Raw genomic sequence first — 19020 nt, forward strand, 5'->3', positions numbered from 1 at the left:
TTCCAGGCACAAGGCAGTTGCTTGGGGGATCAACTGCCCCGATAGGTCGAATAGGCGTAAGGCGAAATCAGCAGGGGCACGTGGTAATGCTCCTGCTCGGCCGAAATGCCGAAGCGCAACACCACCACATCCAGGAACGCCGGCTCGGGCAATTGGGTACCGCGGGCGCGGTAGTAGTCGCCGGCATGAAATTGCAGTTGGTAGACACCCGAACGGTAATCATCGCCTTGCAACAACGGCGCGTCGCAACGGCCATCGCTGTTGGTCAGCGCACTGGCGACCCATTGCAACTGCGCCCCCTCCACACGGTACAGCTCGATCTTGATCGAGCTGCCCGGGCAGCCGTGGGCGGCATCCAAAACGTGAGTAGTCAAACGTCCCATTGATTGTGCGCGCCTCGCTGCAATGCAGCCCGGCCCGGCGCCTCCTGAATCGATTGAAAGACAAGCCGCACCGCTCCAGGGCATGGAAGGCTGCGACGACCAGCGAATTAAGACACTTTAAAATAAAATTGTACACAATAAAAAATAGATTTTTCGTCTCCCGCTCTTTCCACGGTGTCGCTGTTCCAAGTCCAGGCCAAACCAGTGGCGACGCTGGCCTCCCAATGATTCATTGACCAAATGGGCAGGTTTCTTGCAGTGTAGACAACGGATGGGCCAGGGTGAAAAATGCAAAAAATCAGGCTTACAAATCGCACATAAAGTTGTATACAATCAACCCATCGTCGTGACGCCAGCCTGTGTTTCGTCATCAGGGCGCCACCCACATGGTTCGAACAAGAAGGAAGACTGCAGTGAGCGCTGACTACCCACGCGACCTGATCGGTTACGGCAGTAACCCTCCCCACCCGCAATGGCCGGGCAATGCCCGCATCGCCTTGTCCTTTGTGCTCAATTATGAGGAAGGGGGCGAGCGTAACATCCTGCATGGCGACAAAGAGTCCGAAGCGTTCCTCTCGGAGATGGTCGCGGCGCAACCGCTGCAGGGCGAACGCAACATGAGCATGGAATCGCTGTACGAGTATGGCAGTCGTGCGGGTGTCTGGCGGATCCTCAAGCTGTTCAAGGCCTTCGACATTCCACTGACGATCTTCGCCGTGGCCATGGCCGCCCAGCGCCATCCCGACGTGATCCGCGCCATGGTCGCCGCCGGTCACGAGATCTGCAGCCACGGCTACCGCTGGATCGACTACCAATACATGGATGAGGCCCAGGAGCGCGAGCACATGCTCGAAGCCATTCGCATCCTGACCGAAATCACCGGCGAACGCCCGCTAGGCTGGTACACCGGTCGCACCGGTCCCAACACTCGCCGACTGGTGATGGAGGAAGGTGGTTTTCTCTACGACTGCGATACCTACGATGACGATCTGCCCTACTGGGAACCGAACACACCCCACGGCAAACCGCACCTGGTGATCCCGTATACCCTGGACACCAACGACATGCGCTTCACCCAGGTGCAGGGGTTTAACAACGGCGACGACTTCTTCCAGTACCTCAAGGATGCCTTCGACGTGCTGTATGCCGAAGGCGCCGAAGCCCCCAAAATGCTTTCCATCGGCCTGCACTGCCGCCTGATCGGTCGCCCGGCCCGCCTCGCCTCGCTCAAGCGTTTCCTCGAATACGCCAAGAGCCATGAACAGGTCTGGTTCAGCCGCCGCATCGACATCGCCCGCCACTGGCAGCAGACGCATCCCTGCCCGTCAGTGGTCAAACCGGGAGTGTCTAAATGACCGCGTTCCAGACCCTTAAGCCTTCCAGCTTGAGCCGCGCAGCGTTCGTCAATGCCTTCGCCGATATCTACGAGCATTCGCCCTGGGTGGCCGAGAAAGCCTTCGACCTGGGCCAGGACCCGTCGATCGACCAGATCGAAACCCTGCACCAGCGCATGAGCGACATCCTCTTGAGTGCCGATCAGGCCAGCCAACTGGCCCTGATCAACGCTCACCCGGACCTGGCCGGCAAAGCCGCTATCGACGGCCAACTGACCGAAGCCAGCACGAACGAACAGGCCGGTGCCGGTATCCACCAGTGCACGGCCGAAGAGTTCCAGCGCTTCACCGAGTTGAACGATGCCTACAAGGCCAAATTCAGGTTTCCCTTCATCATGGCGGTCAAGGGCAGCAACCGGCACCAGATCCTCGCGGCGTTCGAAACGCGTATTCATCATTCGGTCGACACCGAATTCAAATGCGCGCTGGCAGAGATCAACAAGATCGCCTTGTTCCGACTACTGACCCTTTAGCCGCCCGCCCTGCACACATCCCCAGCCACTCATTAAAGGCAGACAAAAAGAATGAAAGCTTACGCCGTACCTTTCGAGAAATTCGTCAACCTGGCCGACGCCCGCCTGGGCACCAAGATCATCTCGGTCACCGATGACTGGTTCGCCGACGCCAACCGCCTGTTCCAGCCGACCCCGGCGGTGTGGAAAGAAGGCGTGTTCGATGACAACGGCAAGTGGATGGATGGCTGGGAGTCGCGGCGCAAGCGTTTCGAAGGCTACGACAGCGCGGTGATCCGCCTGGGGGTGGCCGGCTCGATCAAGGGCGTGGACATCGACACTTCGTTCTTCACCGGCAACTACCCACCGTCGGCCTCCCTGGAAGCCTGCTTCCTGAGCGAAGGCGAGCCGGACGAAAACACCCAGTGGACCGAAGTGCTGTCGGCCGTCGAGCTGCAAGGCAACAGCCATCACTACCACGAAATCAGCAATGACCAGGCTTTCAGCCACCTGCGCTTCAACATCTACCCCGATGGCGGCGTGGCCCGCTTGCGGGTCTACGGCATCCCGTACCGCGACTGGACAGCGGTGGGCGACAACGAACAGATCGACCTGGCCGCCGCCCTCAACGGTGGCCGCGCCCTGGCCTGCTCCGATGAACACTTCGGTCGCATGAGCAACATCCTCAACCCGGGTCGTGGCGTGAACATGGGCGACGGCTGGGAAACCGCCCGTCGCCGCACTCCGGGCAATGACTGGGTGATCGTCGCCCTGGGCCATGCCGGTATCGTTGAGCAGGTTATCGTCGACACCCTGCATTTCAAGGGTAACTACCCGGACAGTTGCTCGATCCAGGGCGCCTTCGTCAAGGGTGGCACCGACAGCCAGATCGAGACCCAGTCGTTGTTCTGGCGCGAATTGCTGCCGAGCCAGAAACTGCAAATGCACGCCGAGCACACCTTCGCCGAGCAGATCAAGGCCCTGGGGCCGATCACCCACATCCGCCTGAATGTGTTCCCCGATGGTGGGGTGAGTCGCTTGCGGGTGCTCGGCAAGGTCGCGAAATAAGCGTGCCCCCGTGGTGAGGGAGCTGGCTCCCTCACCACGGAAGCTAAACCAACAACACAGAATTTGGATTGAGAAAACCAGCATGCGCACACTCAAGATCGAACCCTTGACCAAAGAAGCCTTCGCCCCGTTCGGTGACGTGATCGAAACCGACGGCAGCGATCACTTCATGATCAACAACGGTTCGACCATGCGCTTCCATCGCCTGGCGACGGTTGAAACCGCCACGTCGGACGACAAGGCGATCATCAGCATCTTCCGCGCCGACGCGCTGCAGATGCCGCTGACCGTACGCATGCTGGAGCGCCATCCGCTGGGCAGCCAGGCTTTCATTCCGCTGCTCGGCAACCCCTTTCTGATCGTGGTCGCGCCACTTGGCGATGCACCTGTATCAGGCTTGGTCCGCGCCTTCGTCACCAACGGCAGGCAGGGCATCAATTACCATCGCGGCGTCTGGCACCACCCGGTGCTGACGATCGAAAAGCGGGATGACTTCCTGGTGGTTGATCGCAGTGGCACAGGCAATAACTGCGATGAGCATTTCTTCATAGAGGATGAATTACTAGTCCTCGATCCCCACCAATAAGAGAAGGTCCGATCACGCGAGAACAAGCGTGACGGGCGAGAGGTAAAGACTGTGGAAGCACATATGCTGGAATGGCTGAACCTGAGCGTGCGCTGGGTTCACATGATCACTGGCGTGGCTTGGATCGGCGCGTCGTTCTACTTCGTCTGGCTGGAAAACAACCTCAATCGCGTCAACCCCAAAAGCGGCCTGGCCGGCGACCTGTGGGCCATCCACGGCGGCGGCATCTACCACCTGGAGAAATACAAACTCGCGCCACCGTCCATGCCGGACAACCTGCACTGGTTCAAATGGGAAGCCTACTTCACCTGGATGTCAGGCATCGTGTTGCTGTGCCTGGTGTTCTACTGGAACCCGAGCGTCTACCTGCTGGCCCCCGGCAGCAGTCTCAGCGGCCCCGAAGGCGTCGCCCTGGGCATCGGCTCGTTGTTGGTGGGCTGGTTCGTCTATTCCTTTCTCTGCGACTCGGCCCTGGGCAAGCGTCCTGCCCTGCTCGGCGGGATCCTGTTCGTGCTGTTGATTGCCGCGGCCTACGGGTTCAGCAAGGTGTTCAGCGGACGCGGTGCCTACCTGCATGTCGGGGCGGTCATCGGGACGATCATGGTCGGCAACGTGTTCCGCATCATCATGCCGGCCCAACGCGCCCTGGTGGCGGCGATCGCCGAGAACCGCACACCTGACCCGGCGTTGCCGGCCAAGGGTTTGCTGCGCTCGCGCCACAACAACTACTTCACCCTGCCGGTGCTGTTCATCATGATCAGCAACCATTTCCCGAGCACCTATGGCAGCCAATACAACTGGCTGATCCTGGCCGGTATCGCCGTGGCAGCGGTGTTGGTGCGGCATTACTTCAACACTCGCCACGACAGCAACCGGTTTGCCTGGACGCTGCCGGTTGGCGCCCTGGCGATGATCTGCCTGGCTTATGTCACGGGCCCGAAAGCGCCACCCAGCGCGCCGGAAGTGGCCCCCGCCCAGGCAGCCAGCGCCCAAGGCCCGTCGTTCGAGAAAGTCCACAGCGTGATCCAGGAACGCTGTTCCGTCTGCCACTCGGCCAAGCCCACCAGCCCGCTGTTCAGCGCAGCGCCGGGCGGCGTCATGTTCGACACGCCGCAGCAGATCCAGCAACAGGCTGCGCGCATCCAGGCCCAGGCCGTGACCAGCCAGATCATGCCCCTGGGCAACATCACCCAGATGACCCAGCAGGAGCGCGACCTGATCGGCGCGTGGATCAGCCAGGGCGCTCGGACCAACTGAAACCCCGCGTTCCAAAACCGCTACACCACTGACAGGCCGACCGGCATCCCGCCGGTCGCCCGTCAGCGGCTGCCTGTGCCCGACCGATTCCTTTTTTGACTCGCCCGATTCCATGTCCACTGTGGGTCCGTTCTACCGAAAAAAACCTGACCGAACGGATGTTTTGTAGTAAAAGGCGCCGCCTCAAAGCGACTCAAAAAAAAAACGTACTACCGACCTTAGGAGCAAACCGAATGAACCGTACGTGCACCCGCCTGCTACTCGCCTCCTTATTGACCAGCGGCCCGGTGATGGCCGATGACCTGTTCCAATGGCAAAACAACAGCCTGACCTATCTCTACGGCAAGGACTTTCAGGTCAACCCCCGCATCCAACAGACCGTGACCTTCGAACACGCCGATGCCTGGAAATACGGCGATAATTTCTTCTTCCTCGACCGGATTTTCTACAACGGCAAGGAGGACAGCCAGTCAGGCCCGAACACCTACTACGGCGAATTCAGCCCACGCCTGTCGTTTGGCAAGATCTTCGACCGGAAGCTGGAAGTCGGTCCAATCAAGGATGTGCTGCTGGCCATGACTTATGAGTTCGGTGAGGGTGACAACGAGTCCTACCTGATCGGCCCGGGATTCGACCTGGCAATCCCCGGTTTCGACTACTTCCAGCTGAACTTCTACAACCGCCACACCGAAGGCCCGCGCGCCGGCGACAACGTCTGGCAGATCACCCCGACCTGGGCCTACACCCTCCCGGTGGGTTCATCGGACATCCTCATCGACGGTTTCATTGACTGGGTGGTGGACAACGACAGCAACGCCAAAGGCACCTACCACGCCAACCTGCACATCAACCCGCAGATCAAATATGACCTGGGCAAGGCCCTGAATCTTGGCGCCAAGCAACTGTATGTGGGGGTGGAGTATGACTACTGGAAGAACAAATACGGGATCGAAGACAGCGAAGGGTTCAAGACCAACCAGAGCAATACCAGCTTCTTGCTGAAGTATCACTTCTGATACCTGCATTGATCTTTCCTTGTGGTGGCAGGCCGGTTGGCATCAACTCCCTGCCCACCCCAAGAACCGCCCCAACGCCTCACGCTGGGCCAAGGCATCCTGGCGCCCCAGCTCGATCAGTTCGCTGCAATACCCCGCCTCGAACAACAGGTAGCTCAGCACCCCCGCGCCGCTGGTCTTGGTTGCACCCGGCCCGCGCAGGAACAACCGCAACGCCCGGGGCAGTTCCTGGCGATGGCGGGCGGCGATTTCGTCGATGGGCTGGCTGGGTGAAATCACCAGCACGTCCACCGGGGTCGCCCCCAGGGCGTGGGCCGGTACGTCATCGGGCAGCAGGTGACTGAACCCGTTCAGGCGCTCAAGCAGCTCGATATCGCTTTCCAGGCTGTCGATGAACGTACTGTTGAGCAGGTGGCCGCCAATCTGCGCCAGGGTCGGTTGCTGGCCGGTGTAGCTGCGCTCCAGAGGGTTCTGCACCAGGCCACGCGGGTTACCACTGACGCCGATGACCAGCACCCGGTTGGCCCCCAGGTGCAAGGCCGGGCTGATGGGCGCCGACTGGCGCACCGCGCCGTCGCCAAAGTACTCCTGGCCAATCTTGACCGGCGCGAACAACAAGGGAATCGCCGAACTGGCCAGCAGGTGCTCGACCGACAAGCGCGTCGGCACCCCGACCCGACGATGGCGCAGCCAGGCGGCGATGGCGCCGGCGCCCTGGTAGAAGGTCATTGCGTGGCCGGATTCATAGCCGAACGCCGTCACCGCCACCGCCCGCAATTGCTGTCCGGCGATGGCCTGTTCGATCCCGCAAGGCTGGAATTGTGCCTGGAGCAGCTCACGCAACGGCGAACTGTCGACCAGCGCCACCGGCAATTTTGCGCCCAGGCCCAGCAAGCTGTGGCTGATGAAGCGCGTTGCCTGGCGCACCACGCCCGACCAGTCGCTGCGCATGACATGGCGGCTGCGAATCGCTTGCCAGAAGGCGGTCAGGCGTTCGACAGAGGTTTTGAAGTCACTTGCCCCGCTCGCCAGGCTGACCGCGTTGATCGCCCCGGCCGAGGTGCCGACGATCACCGGAAACGGATTCTGCGCACCCTCCGGCAACAGCTCGGCAATCGCCGCCAACACCCCCACCTGATACGCCGCACGAGCCCCGCCGCCGGAAAGAATCAAACCTGTCACCGGTGCCACTGGGGTCATCGCAACACTCCGTGCTCAACGAAAGGGATTACAGCTTCAACCGCGCTTGTCATACAGCTTCGGCTCGCCCGGCGGACGGCTCTTGAAGCGTCGGTGCGCCCAGAGGTACTGCTCGGGGCAATCGCTCACCGAACGCTCGACCCACTGGTTGATACGGATGCAATCGGCTTGCTCGGTCTCCCCCGGGAAATCCTCCAGCGGCGCCTGGATCACCAGGCGATAGCCGCTGCCATCGGCCAACCGCTCCTGGATGAACGGCACGACCAGCGCCTTGCCCAGGCGGGCGAACTTGCTGGTCGCCGTGACGGTTGCAGCCTGGATACCGAACAGCGGCACGAACACGCTTTGCTTGGCGCCGTAATCCTGGTCCGGCGCATACCAGATCGCCCGACCGGCCCGCAGCAGCTTGAGCATGCCACGCACATCGTCACGCTCCACCGCCAGGGAATCAAGGTTGTGCCGCTCACGGCCCCGCCGCTGGATGTAGTCGAACAACGGGTTCTTGTGCTCGCGGTACATGCCATCGATGGTGTGCTGCTGACCGAGCAGGGCCGCGCCAATTTCCAGCGTGGTGAAATGCAGCGCCATCAGGATCACGCCCTTGTCCTCGCGCTGGGCCTGCTTGAGGTATTCCAGGCCCTCGACGTGGGCCAGCTTCGCCAGGCGCCGACGCGACCACCACCAGCTCATGGCCATCTCGAAGAAGGCGATGCCGGTGGAAGCAAAGTTTTCCTTGAGCAGGCGCTTGCGCTCGGCGGCGGATTTTTCCGGGAAGCACAGTTCCAGGTTGCGCTTGGCAATACGCCGTCGGTCGCCTGCCGCCCGGTACATCAGCGCGCCCAGCGCGCGACCGGCCCGCAGCAAAAACGGATAAGGCAATTGGACAATCAACCACAACAGCCCCAGGCCGCACCACAGCAGCCAGAAACGCGGATGAAAGAATGCAGCTCGAAATCGCGGGCGATCCATTACAGCTTCCATAAAGACATGGGTCGCGCATTCTACATTGTTCGACCCGGGTTGCGGCTCGCGGACGATCTCGTTATAAGTCTCGGCACTTTTAGTGACAAGCCGTTGTACGCCGACCATGAGCCAAACCGAACCGCTAGACCAAGACCCCGTGTTCCAGTTGAAGGGCAGTATGCTCGCCATTACGGTGCTGGAGCTGGCCCGTAACGACCTGGAAGGCCTTGACCGGCAATTGGCGGCGAAAGTCGCCCAGGCCCCGAACTTCTTCAGCAACGCCCCGTTGGTGCTGGCGCTGGACAAGCTGCCGGCCGACCAGGGCTCGGTGGACCTGCCTGGCCTGATGCGCGTTTGCCGCCAGCACGGCTTGCGCACCCTGGCCATCCGCGCCAGCCGCATCGAAGACATCGCCGCCGCCATCGCCGTGGACATCCCGGTGTTGCCGCCGTCCGGCGCCCGCGAGCGGGTGCTGGAGCTCAGCCCAGTCGAAGCGCCAAAGAAGCCGGAAAGACCACCGGAACCCACCATCAAGCCCACCCGGGTGATCACCTCGCCGGTGCGCGGCGGGCAGCAGATTTATGCCCAGGGTGGCGATCTGGTCGTCGTGTCTTCGGTCAGCCCGGGGGCGGAACTTCTGGCCGATGGCAACATCCATGTATACGGCCCGATGCGCGGGCGTGCGCTGGCCGGCGTCAAGGGCGATACCAAAGCCAGGATCTTCTGCCAGCAATTGAGCGCTGAACTGGTCTCCATCGCCGGGCAGTACAAGGTTTCCGAGGATTTACGCCGCGACCCGCTGTGGGGGGCCGGTGTCCAGATCAGTCTGTCGGGCGACGTGTTGAACATCATTCGGCTTTAACGGATACTGCCGCATTTTCCAAGCATCTCTAAAACGTAGCGAAAAACGGCGCAATCGACGTAGGAACAGGATCCGGCAGCGTTTACCGGAGGTAAACCCGGCCCGGCATCCGGTTCCAGCCAGGCCTGTCCAATTGCAGCAGTTTTCCAGAGATGTTTTTCAGGGGCTGACAAAGTCCTTCTTCCTTAGGGGTGAAACACCTTGGCCAAGATTCTCGTGGTTACATCCGGCAAGGGTGGTGTGGGTAAGACCACCACCAGCGCCGCTATCGGTACCGGCCTCGCTCTGCGCGGCCACAAGACTGTCATCGTCGACTTCGACGTCGGCTTGCGTAACCTGGACCTGATCATGGGGTGCGAGCGTCGCGTGGTCTATGACTTCGTCAACGTGGTCAACGGCGAAGCGAACCTGCAGCAAGCCCTGATCAAGGACAAGCGCCTTGAGAACCTCTACGTGCTGGCCGCCAGCCAGACCCGCGACAAAGACGCGCTGACCCAGGAAGGCGTGGAAAAAGTCCTGATGGAGCTCAAGGAACAATTCGAGTTCGTGGTCTGCGACTCCCCGGCCGGTATCGAGAAAGGCGCCCACCTGGCCATGTACTTCGCCGACGAAGCGATTGTCGTGACCAACCCGGAAGTGTCCTCGGTGCGTGACTCCGACCGCATGCTGGGCCTGTTGGCGAGCAAATCCCGTCGCGCCGAGAAGGGCGAAGAGCCGATCAAGGAACACCTGCTGATCACCCGCTACCATCCGGAGCGCGTCGAAAAAGGCGAGATGCTCGGCGTCGAAGACGTCAAGGAAATCCTCGCTGTGCGCCTGCTCGGTGTGATTCCCGAGTCCCAAGCCGTGCTCAAGGCGTCCAACCAGGGCGTGCCAGTGATCCTCGACGACCAGAGCGACGCCGGCCAGGCCTACAGCGACACCGTTGACCGTCTGCTGGGCAAAGACCTGGAACACCGGTTCCTCAACGTCGAGAAGAAGGGATTCTTCGAGCGCCTGTTTGGAGGTAGGTAATGAACCTTTTTGACTTCTTTCGTGCCAACAAAAAGCCCAGTACCGCCTCGGTCGCGAAAGAGCGTCTACAGATCATCGTGGCGCACGAACGCGGCCAACGCAGCACCCCGGACTACCTGCCTTCCTTGCAGAAGGAACTGGTCGAGGTGATCCGCAAGTACGTCAACATCGGTAACGATGACGTGCATGTCGCGCTGGAAAGCCAGGGCAGCTGCTCGATTCTGGAACTCAATATCACCCTGCCGGATCGCTGATCGATCCAGCGGGAGCCACGGCGGCTCGGGTCCTTGTAGCCTGACCCTGTGGGAGCAAAGCTTTGCTCCCACAGGGTCAGGGGAAACGGGCCCGAGCCGCCGTTGGCGTTTGTAACGAGACTGCTTCAATGCCCCTCTCCAACATCCGCATCATTCATCAGGACGCCGCCGTCCTGGTGGTCGACAAGCCGACCCTGCTGCTCTCCGTGCCCGGCCGGGCCGACGACAACAAGGACTGCCTGATCACCCGCTTGCAGGAAAACGGTTATCCGGAAGCACGAATCGTGCACCGATTGGACTGGGAAACCTCCGGCATCATCCTGCTGGCCCGGGACCCGGACACCCACCGCGAACTGTCACGGCAGTTTCATGATCGCGAAACCGAAAAAGCCTACACAGCACTGTGCTGGGGACAACCGGAGTTGGACAGCGGCAGCATCGACCTGCCCTTGCGCTACGACCCGCCGACCAAGCCCCGGCATGTGGTGGACCATGAACACGGCAAACACGCCCTGACTTTCTGGCGCGTGCTGGAACGTTGCGGCGACTGGTGCCGGGTCGAACTGACGCCGATCACCGGGCGCTCGCACCAATTGCGCGTGCACATGCTGTCCATCGGTCACCCGTTGCTGGGCGATGGCCTCTACGCCCACCCACAGGCCCTGGCCGCCTGGCCCCGGCTGTGCCTGCACGCCAGCATGCTCAGCTTCACCCACCCGCAAAGCGGCGAGCGCCTGCGCTTCGAGTGCCCGGCGCCGTTCTGAGAGATCGCGTCGAGGCCATCGCGAGCAAGCTTTGCTCCCACAGGGATTTGTAGTGAATGCTGGGTCTACGAACACCCCGCAATCCATGTGGAAGCAAGGCTTGCCCGCGATGACGGCGGCACATTCAACCCTGATATCACCTGCCTTCCACCCTCCCCATCCCGCACCAATACGGTAAACTCCCGCCCATTGCTGTCTGGAGCTTTTTTATGCGCGCAGAGTTGAACCAGGGCCTGATCGATTTCCTCAAGGCCTCTCCCACCCCGTTCCACGCCACTGCCACCCTCGCCCAACGCCTGGAGGCAGCCGGTTACCAGCGCCTCGACGAGCGCGAGACCTGGGCCACCGAGGCCAATGGCCGCTATTACGTCACGCGCAACGACTCCTCGATCATCGCCTTCAAGCTCGGCCGCAACTCACCGCTGCATGACGGCATCCGCCTGGTCGGCGCCCACACCGACAGTCCCTGCCTGCGGGTCAAGCCCCAGCCAGAACTGCAGCGCCATGGCTTCTGGCAACTGGGCGTGGAGGTCTACGGTGGAGCGTTGCTGGCGCCGTGGTTCGACCGCGATTTGTCCCTGGCCGGACGCGTCACCTTCCGCCGTGACGGCAAGGTCGAGAGCCAGTTGATCGATTTCAAGGCACCAATCGCCACCATCCCGAACCTGGCCATCCACCTCAATCGCGAGGCCAACCAAGGCTGGGCGATCAATCCGCAAAACGAGCTGCCGCCCATCCTCGCCCAGTTCGCTGGCGACGAGCGTGTCGATTTCCGCGCCGTGCTCACCGACCAACTGGCTCGCGAACACGGTCTCAATGCCGACGTGGTGCTCGATTACGAGCTGAGTTTCTATGACACCCAGAGCGCCGCCATCATCGGCCTGCACGGTGATTTCATCGCTGGCGCACGCCTGGACAACCTGCTGTCGTGTTACGCCGGCCTGCAAGCCTTGCTGAATGCCGACAGCGAGGAAACCTGCGTGTTGGTGTGCAACGATCACGAGGAAGTCGGTTCATGCTCGGCCTGCGGCGCCGACGGCCCGATGCTGGAACAGACCCTGCGGCGCCTGCTGCCCGAAGGTGAAGAATTCGTCCGCGCCATTCAGAAATCCCTGCTGGTGTCTGCCGACAATGCCCACGGCGTGCACCCCAACTACGCCGACAAGCACGACGCCAACCACGGCCCCAAACTCAACGCCGGACCGGTGATCAAGGTCAACAACAACCAGCGCTACGCCACCAACAGCGAAACCGCCGGGTTCTTCCGCCACCTGTGCATGGCCGAAGAAGTGCCGGTACAGAGCTTCGTGGTGCGCAGCGACATGGGCTGTGGCTCGACCATCGGCCCGATCACCGCCAGCCAGTTGGGCGTGCGCACCGTGGACATCGGCCTACCGACCTTCGCCATGCATTCGATCCGTGAACTGTGCGGTAGCCATGACCTGGCGCATTTGGTGAAGGTGCTGAGTGCGTTCTATGCCAGTCGGGAATTGCCCTGATCGCAGCAGAACCTAATGGCGAGGGATTTATTCCTCTGTGGGAGCAAAGCTTGCTCGCGAAGCAGGCGACTCGTTTTCTGAAAGACCGCATGGCCTCCATCGCGGGCAAGCCTTGCTCCCACAAAAGCTCCCTCGCCACAACAATGTTCGCCTCGCAATCGAGGACGACGTGATGCACATCAGCACACCCCGGCCAAACCCCAACTAGACTGCCCTTATCCCTTCCGACCAGGCCGTCGCCATGATCTCGATGTCTTCGTTCCACGCCATGCTCGTGCCCATCATCGCCGGCATGATCCTGCTGGCCATCGGTTTCAACTTCCGTGACAAGAACGTTGGCGTCTTCACCATGTGGATCGGCATGCTGCTGATCCTCGCCACCGTGCTGTTCAAGATCCTGGCCAAGCTCAACGAGTCACTTTGACCTCGGGTTGTTCCGGTACGTCGACGCCGACATGGATCGCATCGTGCCGCCAGAACTCCAGGTCGCAGTCGATCAGCCGCTGGTGCTGGTCATAGTTGACCCGGGCGATCCGCAGCCCGGGGCTGCCCACCGAGACCTTCAATGCGGCTGCCGCTTGCGGCTGTAGCGAAGTGGGGACGATCTCGAATTTCACCCGACCGTAATGCAAGTCGTAGTGCCGGGCGTACAGCTCGGTGATGGACTGATTGAGGTCGAACTCGAGGATGTCCGGAAAGTATTGCGGATTCAGGTAGTGCTCGACGTACAACACCAACCGTTCATCGATGCGCCGCACGCGGCAGATCTGGATCACGCTCGACAACGCCGGCAACTGCAACCAGGCACACACCGCCGCCGAGGCCGGTTGCAGGCGGGCCGAGATCACCTGGGTAGAAGGCACCCGCCCCTGCGCCTCCACCATGGCGTGGAAGTGGCTGCGCTGCATCAGGTTGTATGCCAGCCGTGGCGGCGAAACGAACCAGCCCCGGCGCTCCTCGCGGTAGATCTGGCCCTGGGCCTCGAGCTGCAACAACGCCTCGCGCACGGTAATCCGCGTGGTGCCGAACAGTTCGCTGAGCTTGCGCTCGGCCGGCAATTGGCTGCCCGGTGCGAGCAAGCCGTGGTCAAGCTGCTCTTGCAGGACCTGCCCGATGGTTGTCACCGCTTTGGTCGTCTCGATGCGCATCAACGTTACCTATCTGGACTAGACCAGCACTGTTTCGGGGCGGCAATCGATCACGTATCGATCCGCTTCGGGTTCCGGCAAGCCTAGGCACTGCAGATGACTGGCAGATGACAGAGCCGCCGAACGGTAGCGTAGCCAGCCTGCAAATCAGCGGCCAAGTCCTTTCAGATCAGCTGCTTAACCATGGTCTACGCTTAATTCGCAGCCAACCTGCCCGAGCCTGCGCTTTTGCGAAGCCTGCGACGCCGACATCAAAATGTCACAGGGCTTGCCTACATTGGCTCAGGTATTGCTGACCTAGACCAACACAACCGCAATCGCCGCGTTGAAAACGCCCATAGGAGCTTCGGATGAAACAGCTTTTCCTGGCATCACTGTTAGGCTCGACCATCGCCATGTGCACCGCCGCCATGGCCGCTGATACCGATTTGAAAGCGCTGGAAACCGCCGCGAAAGCGGAAGGCGCCGTCAACAGCGTCGGCATGCCCGATGACTGGGCGAACTGGAAAGGCACCTGGGAGGACCTGGCGAAAAACTACGGTTTGAAACACATCGACACCGACATGAGTTCGGCCCAGGAAATCGCCAAGTTCGCCGCCGAGAAAGACAACGCCAGCGCCGACATCGGCGACGTCGGCGCGGCTTTCGGCCCGATCGCGGTCAAGCAGGGCGTGGTGCAACCCTACAAGCCAAGCACCTGGGAGCAGGTTCCGGCCTGGGCCAAGGACAAGGACGGCAACTGGGCCCTGGCCTACACCGGCACCATCGCGTTCATCGTCAACAAGAAGCTGCTGCACGGTTCCGACGTGCCGACCAAATGGGCCGACCTCAAGAGCGGCAAGTACAAGGTTTCCATCGGTGACGTGAGCACCGCGGCCCAGGCGGCCAACGGCGTACTGGCCGCGGCCTTGGCCAACGGCGGCGACGAGAAGAACCTGCAACCGGCGTTGTTGATGTTTGCCGAGATCGCCAAGCAAGGACGCCTGTCCATGGCCAACCCGACCATCGCCACCATGGAAAAAGGCGAAGTCGAAGTGGGTGTGGTCTGGGATTTCAACGGCCTGAGCTACAAGGCCAAGATGGCCAACCCGGATGACTACGTCGTGCTGATTCCGTCCGACGGCTCGGTGATCTCCGGCTACACCACGATCATCAACAAGTACGCCAAGCACCCGAACGCCGCCAAGCTGACTCGCGAGTACATTTTCAGCGACGCCGGCCAGATCAACCTGGCCAAGGGCAATGCACGGCCGATCCGCGCCGAGCACCTGACCCTGCCGGAAGACGTCAAGGCCAAGCTGCTGCCGAACGAGCAGTACAAGAAGGTAACGCCGATCAAGGATGCCGATGCGTGGGAGAAGACGTCCAAGGCGTTGCCGCAGAAGTGGCAGGAAGAAGTGATCATCAACATGCAGTGAGGCGTCAGCTCCCGCTCGGATAGCCATTGGAGATCCAACAGCGGGAGCCAGACCTGTGGGAGCAAAGCTTGCTCGCGATGCCGGCGACTCGGTGTAACTTCGGACCGTGTCATCGTTTATCGCGAGCAAGCTTTGCTCCCACAGAAGCTTGCTTCCATCTCGCTACCTGATGAATCCGAGTTTTCTGGTATTTACCCGGAGTCCCGCTCCCCATGAAGCACAACGTCATCCTGGTCATCCTCGACGGCCTCAACTACGAAGTCGCCCGGCATGCCATGGGACATTTGCAGGCGTATGTCGGCGCAGGACGCGCGGCGCTCTACTCACTGGAATGTGAACTGCCGGCCCTGTCCCGTCCGCTCTACGAATGCATCCTCACCGGCGTCGCGCCCCTCGACAGCGGGATCGTGCACAACAACGTTTCGCGCCTGTCGAACCAGCGCAGTATTTTCCATTACGCCACTGAAGCCGGCTTGACCACAGCGGCAGCGGCGTATCACTGGGTCAGCGAGCTCTACAACGTTTCACCGTTCGAGGCCAGTCGCGATCGTCACACCGACAACCCCGCCCTGCCGATTCAACATGGGCATTTCTACTGGAATGACCACTACCCCGATTCGCACGTGCTCGCCGACGCCGAACACCTGCGCCTGCGCCACCGGCCGAATTTCCTGCTGGTGCATCCGATGAACATCGACGATGCCGGCCACAAGCACGGCCTCGACACCCCGCAATACCGCAACAGCGCCCGCTCGGCCGACATCCTCCTGGCGAACTACCTGCAAGCCTGGCTCGACGCCGGCTACCAAGTGCTGGTGACATCCGACCACGGCATGAACAACGACCGCTCCCACAATGGCCTGCTGACCGAAGAGCGCGAAGTGCCATTGTTTGTCCTGGGCGACGGCTTCAGCCTCGACCCCGGCGCGACGCCTCGCCAGACCGAACTGTGCGGCACCGTCTGCCAGTTGCTCGGCGTCGACCACGACAAACCCTATTGCCCGGAGTTGCTCAAGTGAACGCCATGACGCGCGGCAAATGGCTGGCAGCCTTGTGCCTGGTGCCCTTCGCGATTTTCTTCATCGTGTTCCAGATCGCCCCGCTGCTCTGGGTGCTGGTCAACAGCCTGGAATCGGAGGAGTTCGGCTGGGGCCTGGCCAACTTCAGCAAGATCTTCAGCTCCAGATTCTATGTGCAGGCCATCCAGCACAGCCTGGAGATCAGCTTCTGGTCCAGCGTGTTCGGCATCGTCATCGCCGTGCTCGGCAGCTATTCGCTGCGCCGTGTGGATTCGCGGCTGCGTAACTTCGTCAACGCCTTCGCCAACATGACCAGCAACTTCGCCGGCGTGCCCCTGGCCTTCGCCTTCATCATCCTGCTGGGGTTCAACGGCAGCATCACGATCATGCTCAAGCAGGCCGGGATCATCGAGGACTTCAACCTGTACTCGGAAACCGGCCTGATCATTCTCTACACGTACTTCCAGATTCCCCTCGGTGTGTTGCTGCTCTACCCGGCCTTCGACGCCCTGCGCGAGGACTGGCGCGAGTCCGCCGCACTGCTGGGCGCCAGCGGTTGGCAGTTCTGGCGGCACATCGGCCTGCCGGTGCTGACCCCGGCGCTGCTGGGCACTTTCGTGATCCTGCTAGCCAATGCCCTCGGCGCCTACGCCACGGTGTACGCGCTGACCACCGGCAATTTCAACGTGCTGCCGATTCGCATCGCCGCCATGGTTTCCGGCGATATCTCCCTGGACCCGAACATGGCCAGCGCCCTGGCCGTAGTCCTCGTGGCGTTGATGACCCTGGTCACCGTCGTCCATCAGTTGCTGCTCAAGAGGAGTTACCATGTCTCGCGCTGAATCGAGCCCTGTCGGGCTCTATCATCGGGCAGTGGTGTACCTGCTGTTCGCCATCCTGCTGCTGCCGCTGGCCGGCACGCTGATCTACTCCATCGCCAGCAGTTGGTCGGCCACCGTGCTGCCCGCCGGCTTCACGTTCAAATGGTACGTGCAGTTGTGGAGCGACCCGCGCTTTCTCAGTGCCTTCGGCCAGTCGCTGCTGGTCTGCGTCGGCGCATTGGTGCTCTCGGTGGTGCTGATCCTGCCGCTGCTGTTCGTGGTGCATTACCACTTTCCCAAGCTCGATGCGCTGATGAACATCCTCATCCTGCTGCCCTTCGCGGTGCCGCCGGTGGTGTCGTCGGTGGGGCTGTTGCAACTGTATGGCTCCGGGCCGCTGGCGATGGTCGGCACGCCGTGGATCCTGATCGGCTGCTACTTCACCGTCGCCCTGCCGTTCATGTACCGGGCCATCACCAACAACCTGCAAGCCATCAACCTGCGCGACCTGATGGACGCCGCCCAACTGCTCGGCGCCAGTACCTTTCAGGCGGCCTTGCTGGTGGTACTGCCGAACCTGCGCAAGGGCTTGATGGTGGCGCTGCTGCTGTCGTTCTCGTTCCTTTTCGGCGAATTCGTATTTGCCAACATCCTCGTCGGCACCCGCTATGAAACCTTGCAGGTGTACCTGAACAACATGCGCAACAGCAGCGGCCACTTCACCAGCGCGCTGGTGATTTCCTACTTTTTCTTCGTACTGGTCCTGACCTGGGCGGCCAACATCTTGAACAAGGACAAAAGCCAATGAGCTACGTCAGCGTCCAACACCTGCAAAAAAGCTATGCCGGCACGCCGGTGTTCAGCGACATCCAATGCGAAATCGGCAAGGGCGAGTTCGTCACCCTGCTCGGCCCTTCCGGCTGCGGCAAGTCCACGCTGCTGCGCTGCATCGCCGGCCTGACGCCCGTGGATGCCGGCAAGATCCTGCTGGACGGCCAGGACATCGTTCCGTTAAGCCCGCAAAAGCGTGGGATCGGCATGGTGTTCCAGAGCTACGCGCTGTTCCCGAACATGACCGTGGAACAGAACGTGGCGTTCGGCCTGCGCATGCAAAAGATCCAGGCCGACGACAGCCGCCAGCGGGTAGCGGAAATCCTCCGGCTGGTGGAGTTGCACGACTTTGCCACCCGCTACCCCCACCAACTTTCCGGCGGTCAATGCCAGCGCGTCGCCCTCGCCCGCTCCCTGGTCACTCGGCCACGCCTGTTGCTGCTGGACGAGCCACTGTCGGCCCTGGATGCGCGGATTCGCAAGCACCTGCGCGAACAGATCCGTCAGATCCAGCGCGAACTGGGCCTAACCACGATCTTCGTCACACACGACCAGGAAGAAGCGCTGACCATGTCCGATCGGATTTTCCTGATGAACCAGGGAAAGATCGTACAAAGCGGCGATGCCGAAACCCTTTACACGGCACCGGTGGACATCTTTGCCGCCGGTTTCATCGGCAACTACAACCTGCTGGACGCCGACAGCGCCAGCCAACTGCTGCAACGGCCGGTGAACGGCCGCATCGCGATCCGCCCGGAAGCCATCGAACTGAGCCGCAGCGGTACACCCGACGCCCTGATCCGCAGCCACAGCCTGTTGGGCAACGTGATCCGCTACCGGGTCGAGGCCCGCGGCGTGGAATTGGTGGTGGATGTGCTCAATCGCTCAGCTGCCGACCTGCACCCTGACGGCGCACTGCTGTCACTTTCCATCGATCCGTCGGCGCTATGTGAAGTAGCTTGATGTGAAGTAGCTTGAGGCGAAGTGGCTTGAGGTGAAGTAGCGTGATGAGTGAGGTAGCCTGATGGCTTGGTTGATTTTGAAATTGATCCTGAAGAGAGAAGCGCGCTG

The 19020-nt window shown here is 61.4% G+C and carries 21 protein-coding genes; 17 read left to right on the plus strand and 4 right to left on the minus strand.

Annotated features, from left to right (window positions below; genetic code table 11):
* Nucleotides 1-29: 29 nt before the first annotated feature.
* Nucleotides 30-383 carry a hydroxyisourate hydrolase gene (uraH, locus tag N4Q37_RS21870; protein WP_260961708.1) on the minus strand — a complete coding sequence of 118 codons (354 nt, stop codon included), beginning with the start codon at nt 381-383 and terminating at the stop codon, nt 30-32.
* Nucleotides 384-796: 413 nt separating this feature from the next.
* Between uraH and puuE the strand changes: the two genes are divergently transcribed.
* From puuE to N4Q37_RS21900, 6 genes are all read left to right on the plus strand, one after another.
* On the plus strand, nt 797-1738 hold the full coding sequence (gene puuE / locus N4Q37_RS21875; protein ID WP_260961710.1) for an allantoinase PuuE: 942 nt from the start codon (nt 797-799) through the stop codon (nt 1736-1738).
* Nucleotides 1735-2250, plus strand: a complete 516-nt coding sequence (gene uraD, locus N4Q37_RS21880; RefSeq protein ID WP_260961711.1) for a 2-oxo-4-hydroxy-4-carboxy-5-ureidoimidazoline decarboxylase — start codon at nt 1735-1737, stop codon at nt 2248-2250. Before puuE ends, uraD begins: the two co-directional genes overlap by 4 nt.
* 51 nt (nt 2251-2301) lie before the next feature.
* Nucleotides 2302-3297 carry an allantoicase gene (alc, locus tag N4Q37_RS21885; protein ID WP_260961712.1) on the plus strand — a complete coding sequence of 332 codons (996 nt, stop codon included), beginning with the start codon at nt 2302-2304 and terminating at the stop codon, nt 3295-3297.
* A gap of 82 nt (nt 3298-3379) precedes the next feature.
* On the plus strand, nt 3380-3883 hold the full coding sequence (locus N4Q37_RS21890) for an ureidoglycolate lyase (protein WP_260961713.1): 504 nt from the start codon (nt 3380-3382) through the stop codon (nt 3881-3883).
* Between the two features lie 51 nt (nt 3884-3934).
* Nucleotides 3935-5140 (plus strand): urate hydroxylase PuuD, encoded by a 1206-nt coding sequence (locus N4Q37_RS21895; protein ID WP_260961714.1) that lies wholly within the window; start codon nt 3935-3937, stop codon nt 5138-5140.
* Between the two features lie 233 nt (nt 5141-5373).
* Nucleotides 5374-6156 (plus strand): outer membrane protein OmpK, encoded by a 783-nt coding sequence (locus tag N4Q37_RS21900; protein ID WP_260961715.1) that lies wholly within the window; start codon nt 5374-5376, stop codon nt 6154-6156.
* A gap of 42 nt (nt 6157-6198) precedes the next feature.
* On the opposite strand, the gene N4Q37_RS21905 is transcribed toward N4Q37_RS21900, so the two are convergent.
* Together N4Q37_RS21905 and N4Q37_RS21910 are read right to left on the minus strand one after the other, a co-directional pair.
* Nucleotides 6199-7356: a patatin-like phospholipase family protein gene (locus tag N4Q37_RS21905; protein ID WP_260961716.1), complete on the minus strand. Its 1158-nt coding sequence runs from the start codon at nt 7354-7356 to the stop codon at nt 6199-6201.
* Nucleotides 7357-7392: 36 nt separating this feature from the next.
* Nucleotides 7393-8325: a lipid A biosynthesis lauroyl acyltransferase gene (locus N4Q37_RS21910; protein ID WP_260961717.1), complete on the minus strand. Its 933-nt coding sequence runs from the start codon at nt 8323-8325 to the stop codon at nt 7393-7395.
* Between the two features lie 118 nt (nt 8326-8443).
* Here N4Q37_RS21910 and minC point away from each other — a divergent pair, with 118 nt between their 5' ends.
* The 6 genes from minC (at nt 8444) to N4Q37_RS21940 (ending at nt 13136) form a co-directional block, all read left to right on the plus strand.
* Complete coding sequence (minC, locus tag N4Q37_RS21915) at nt 8444-9181, plus strand: septum site-determining protein MinC (RefSeq protein WP_260961718.1); 738 nt, start codon at nt 8444-8446, stop codon at nt 9179-9181.
* 201 nt (nt 9182-9382) lie between these two features.
* Nucleotides 9383-10195 (plus strand): septum site-determining protein MinD, encoded by an 813-nt coding sequence (gene minD, locus N4Q37_RS21920; RefSeq protein WP_024779631.1) that lies wholly within the window; start codon nt 9383-9385, stop codon nt 10193-10195.
* Complete coding sequence (gene minE / locus N4Q37_RS21925) at nt 10195-10449, plus strand: cell division topological specificity factor MinE (RefSeq protein ID WP_007960071.1); 255 nt, start codon at nt 10195-10197, stop codon at nt 10447-10449. The genes minD and minE overlap by 1 nt, the downstream gene beginning before the upstream one ends.
* Before the next feature lie 128 nt (nt 10450-10577).
* Nucleotides 10578-11213 carry an RluA family pseudouridine synthase gene (locus N4Q37_RS21930; protein WP_003204542.1) on the plus strand — a complete coding sequence of 212 codons (636 nt, stop codon included), beginning with the start codon at nt 10578-10580 and terminating at the stop codon, nt 11211-11213.
* 209 nt (nt 11214-11422) lie between these two features.
* Nucleotides 11423-12712: a M18 family aminopeptidase gene (locus N4Q37_RS21935; RefSeq protein WP_260961720.1), complete on the plus strand. Its 1290-nt coding sequence runs from the start codon at nt 11423-11425 to the stop codon at nt 12710-12712.
* A 241-nt stretch (nt 12713-12953) separates the two neighbouring features.
* Nucleotides 12954-13136: a hypothetical protein gene (locus N4Q37_RS21940; protein WP_260961721.1), complete on the plus strand. Its 183-nt coding sequence runs from the start codon at nt 12954-12956 to the stop codon at nt 13134-13136.
* Here the strand turns inward: N4Q37_RS21940 and N4Q37_RS21945 are convergent.
* Nucleotides 13120-13860, minus strand: coding sequence for a UTRA domain-containing protein (locus N4Q37_RS21945; protein WP_260961722.1), 741 nt, complete (start codon nt 13858-13860; stop codon nt 13120-13122). The two genes, N4Q37_RS21940 and N4Q37_RS21945, sit on opposite strands and share 17 nt — an antisense overlap.
* A gap of 350 nt (nt 13861-14210) precedes the next feature.
* Here N4Q37_RS21945 and N4Q37_RS21950 point away from each other — a divergent pair, with 350 nt between their 5' ends.
* The 5 genes from N4Q37_RS21950 (at nt 14211) to N4Q37_RS21970 (ending at nt 18912) form a co-directional block, all read left to right on the plus strand.
* On the plus strand, nt 14211-15278 hold the full coding sequence (locus N4Q37_RS21950; protein ID WP_260961723.1) for an ABC transporter substrate-binding protein: 1068 nt from the start codon (nt 14211-14213) through the stop codon (nt 15276-15278).
* A gap of 212 nt (nt 15279-15490) precedes the next feature.
* Nucleotides 15491-16297: an alkaline phosphatase family protein gene (locus tag N4Q37_RS21955; RefSeq protein ID WP_260961724.1), complete on the plus strand. Its 807-nt coding sequence runs from the start codon at nt 15491-15493 to the stop codon at nt 16295-16297.
* A gap of 5 nt (nt 16298-16302) precedes the next feature.
* Nucleotides 16303-17139: an ABC transporter permease gene (locus tag N4Q37_RS21960; protein WP_260961766.1), complete on the plus strand. Its 837-nt coding sequence runs from the start codon at nt 16303-16305 to the stop codon at nt 17137-17139.
* Nucleotides 17126-17926: an ABC transporter permease gene (locus tag N4Q37_RS21965; protein ID WP_260961725.1), complete on the plus strand. Its 801-nt coding sequence runs from the start codon at nt 17126-17128 to the stop codon at nt 17924-17926. Before N4Q37_RS21960 ends, N4Q37_RS21965 begins: the two co-directional genes overlap by 14 nt.
* Nucleotides 17923-18912 (plus strand): ABC transporter ATP-binding protein, encoded by a 990-nt coding sequence (locus tag N4Q37_RS21970; protein WP_260961727.1) that lies wholly within the window; start codon nt 17923-17925, stop codon nt 18910-18912. Before N4Q37_RS21965 ends, N4Q37_RS21970 begins: the two co-directional genes overlap by 4 nt.
* Nucleotides 18913-19020 lie beyond the last annotated feature (108 nt).

Source organism: Pseudomonas citri (genome assembly GCF_025336485.1).
In the GTDB taxonomy this organism is placed as follows: Bacteria; Pseudomonadota; Gammaproteobacteria; order Pseudomonadales; family Pseudomonadaceae; genus Aquipseudomonas; species Aquipseudomonas citri.

What these genes read in the sequence shown, in the direction of transcription:
- N4Q37_RS21905 (WP_260961716.1), bottom strand. Translation starts at nt 7,356, where the DNA reads ATGACCCCAGTGGCACCGGTGACAGGTTTGATTCTTTCCGGCGGCGGG.
- N4Q37_RS21965 (WP_260961725.1), top strand. Translation starts at nt 17,126, where the DNA reads ATGTCTCGCGCTGAATCGAGCCCTGTCGGGCTCTATCATCGGGCAGTG.
- alc (WP_260961712.1), top strand. Translation starts at nt 2,302, where the DNA reads ATGAAAGCTTACGCCGTACCTTTCGAGAAATTCGTCAACCTGGCCGAC.
- N4Q37_RS21940 (WP_260961721.1), top strand. Translation starts at nt 12,954, where the DNA reads ATGATCTCGATGTCTTCGTTCCACGCCATGCTCGTGCCCATCATCGCC.
- N4Q37_RS21960 (WP_260961766.1), top strand. Translation starts at nt 16,303, where the DNA reads ATGACGCGCGGCAAATGGCTGGCAGCCTTGTGCCTGGTGCCCTTCGCG.
- uraH (WP_260961708.1), bottom strand. Translation starts at nt 383, where the DNA reads ATGGGACGTTTGACTACTCACGTTTTGGATGCCGCCCACGGCTGCCCG.
- N4Q37_RS21910 (WP_260961717.1), bottom strand. Translation starts at nt 8,325, where the DNA reads ATGGATCGCCCGCGATTTCGAGCTGCATTCTTTCATCCGCGTTTCTGG.
- minC (WP_260961718.1), top strand. Translation starts at nt 8,444, where the DNA reads ATGAGCCAAACCGAACCGCTAGACCAAGACCCCGTGTTCCAGTTGAAG.
- N4Q37_RS21970 (WP_260961727.1), top strand. Translation starts at nt 17,923, where the DNA reads ATGAGCTACGTCAGCGTCCAACACCTGCAAAAAAGCTATGCCGGCACG.
- N4Q37_RS21935 (WP_260961720.1), top strand. Translation starts at nt 11,423, where the DNA reads ATGCGCGCAGAGTTGAACCAGGGCCTGATCGATTTCCTCAAGGCCTCT.
- N4Q37_RS21950 (WP_260961723.1), top strand. Translation starts at nt 14,211, where the DNA reads ATGAAACAGCTTTTCCTGGCATCACTGTTAGGCTCGACCATCGCCATG.
- minE (WP_007960071.1), top strand. Translation starts at nt 10,195, where the DNA reads ATGAACCTTTTTGACTTCTTTCGTGCCAACAAAAAGCCCAGTACCGCC.
- N4Q37_RS21890 (WP_260961713.1), top strand. Translation starts at nt 3,380, where the DNA reads ATGCGCACACTCAAGATCGAACCCTTGACCAAAGAAGCCTTCGCCCCG.
- uraD (WP_260961711.1), top strand. Translation starts at nt 1,735, where the DNA reads ATGACCGCGTTCCAGACCCTTAAGCCTTCCAGCTTGAGCCGCGCAGCG.
- N4Q37_RS21930 (WP_003204542.1), top strand. Translation starts at nt 10,578, where the DNA reads ATGCCCCTCTCCAACATCCGCATCATTCATCAGGACGCCGCCGTCCTG.
- N4Q37_RS21945 (WP_260961722.1), bottom strand. Translation starts at nt 13,860, where the DNA reads ATGCGCATCGAGACGACCAAAGCGGTGACAACCATCGGGCAGGTCCTG.
- N4Q37_RS21955 (WP_260961724.1), top strand. Translation starts at nt 15,491, where the DNA reads ATGAAGCACAACGTCATCCTGGTCATCCTCGACGGCCTCAACTACGAA.
- N4Q37_RS21900 (WP_260961715.1), top strand. Translation starts at nt 5,374, where the DNA reads ATGAACCGTACGTGCACCCGCCTGCTACTCGCCTCCTTATTGACCAGC.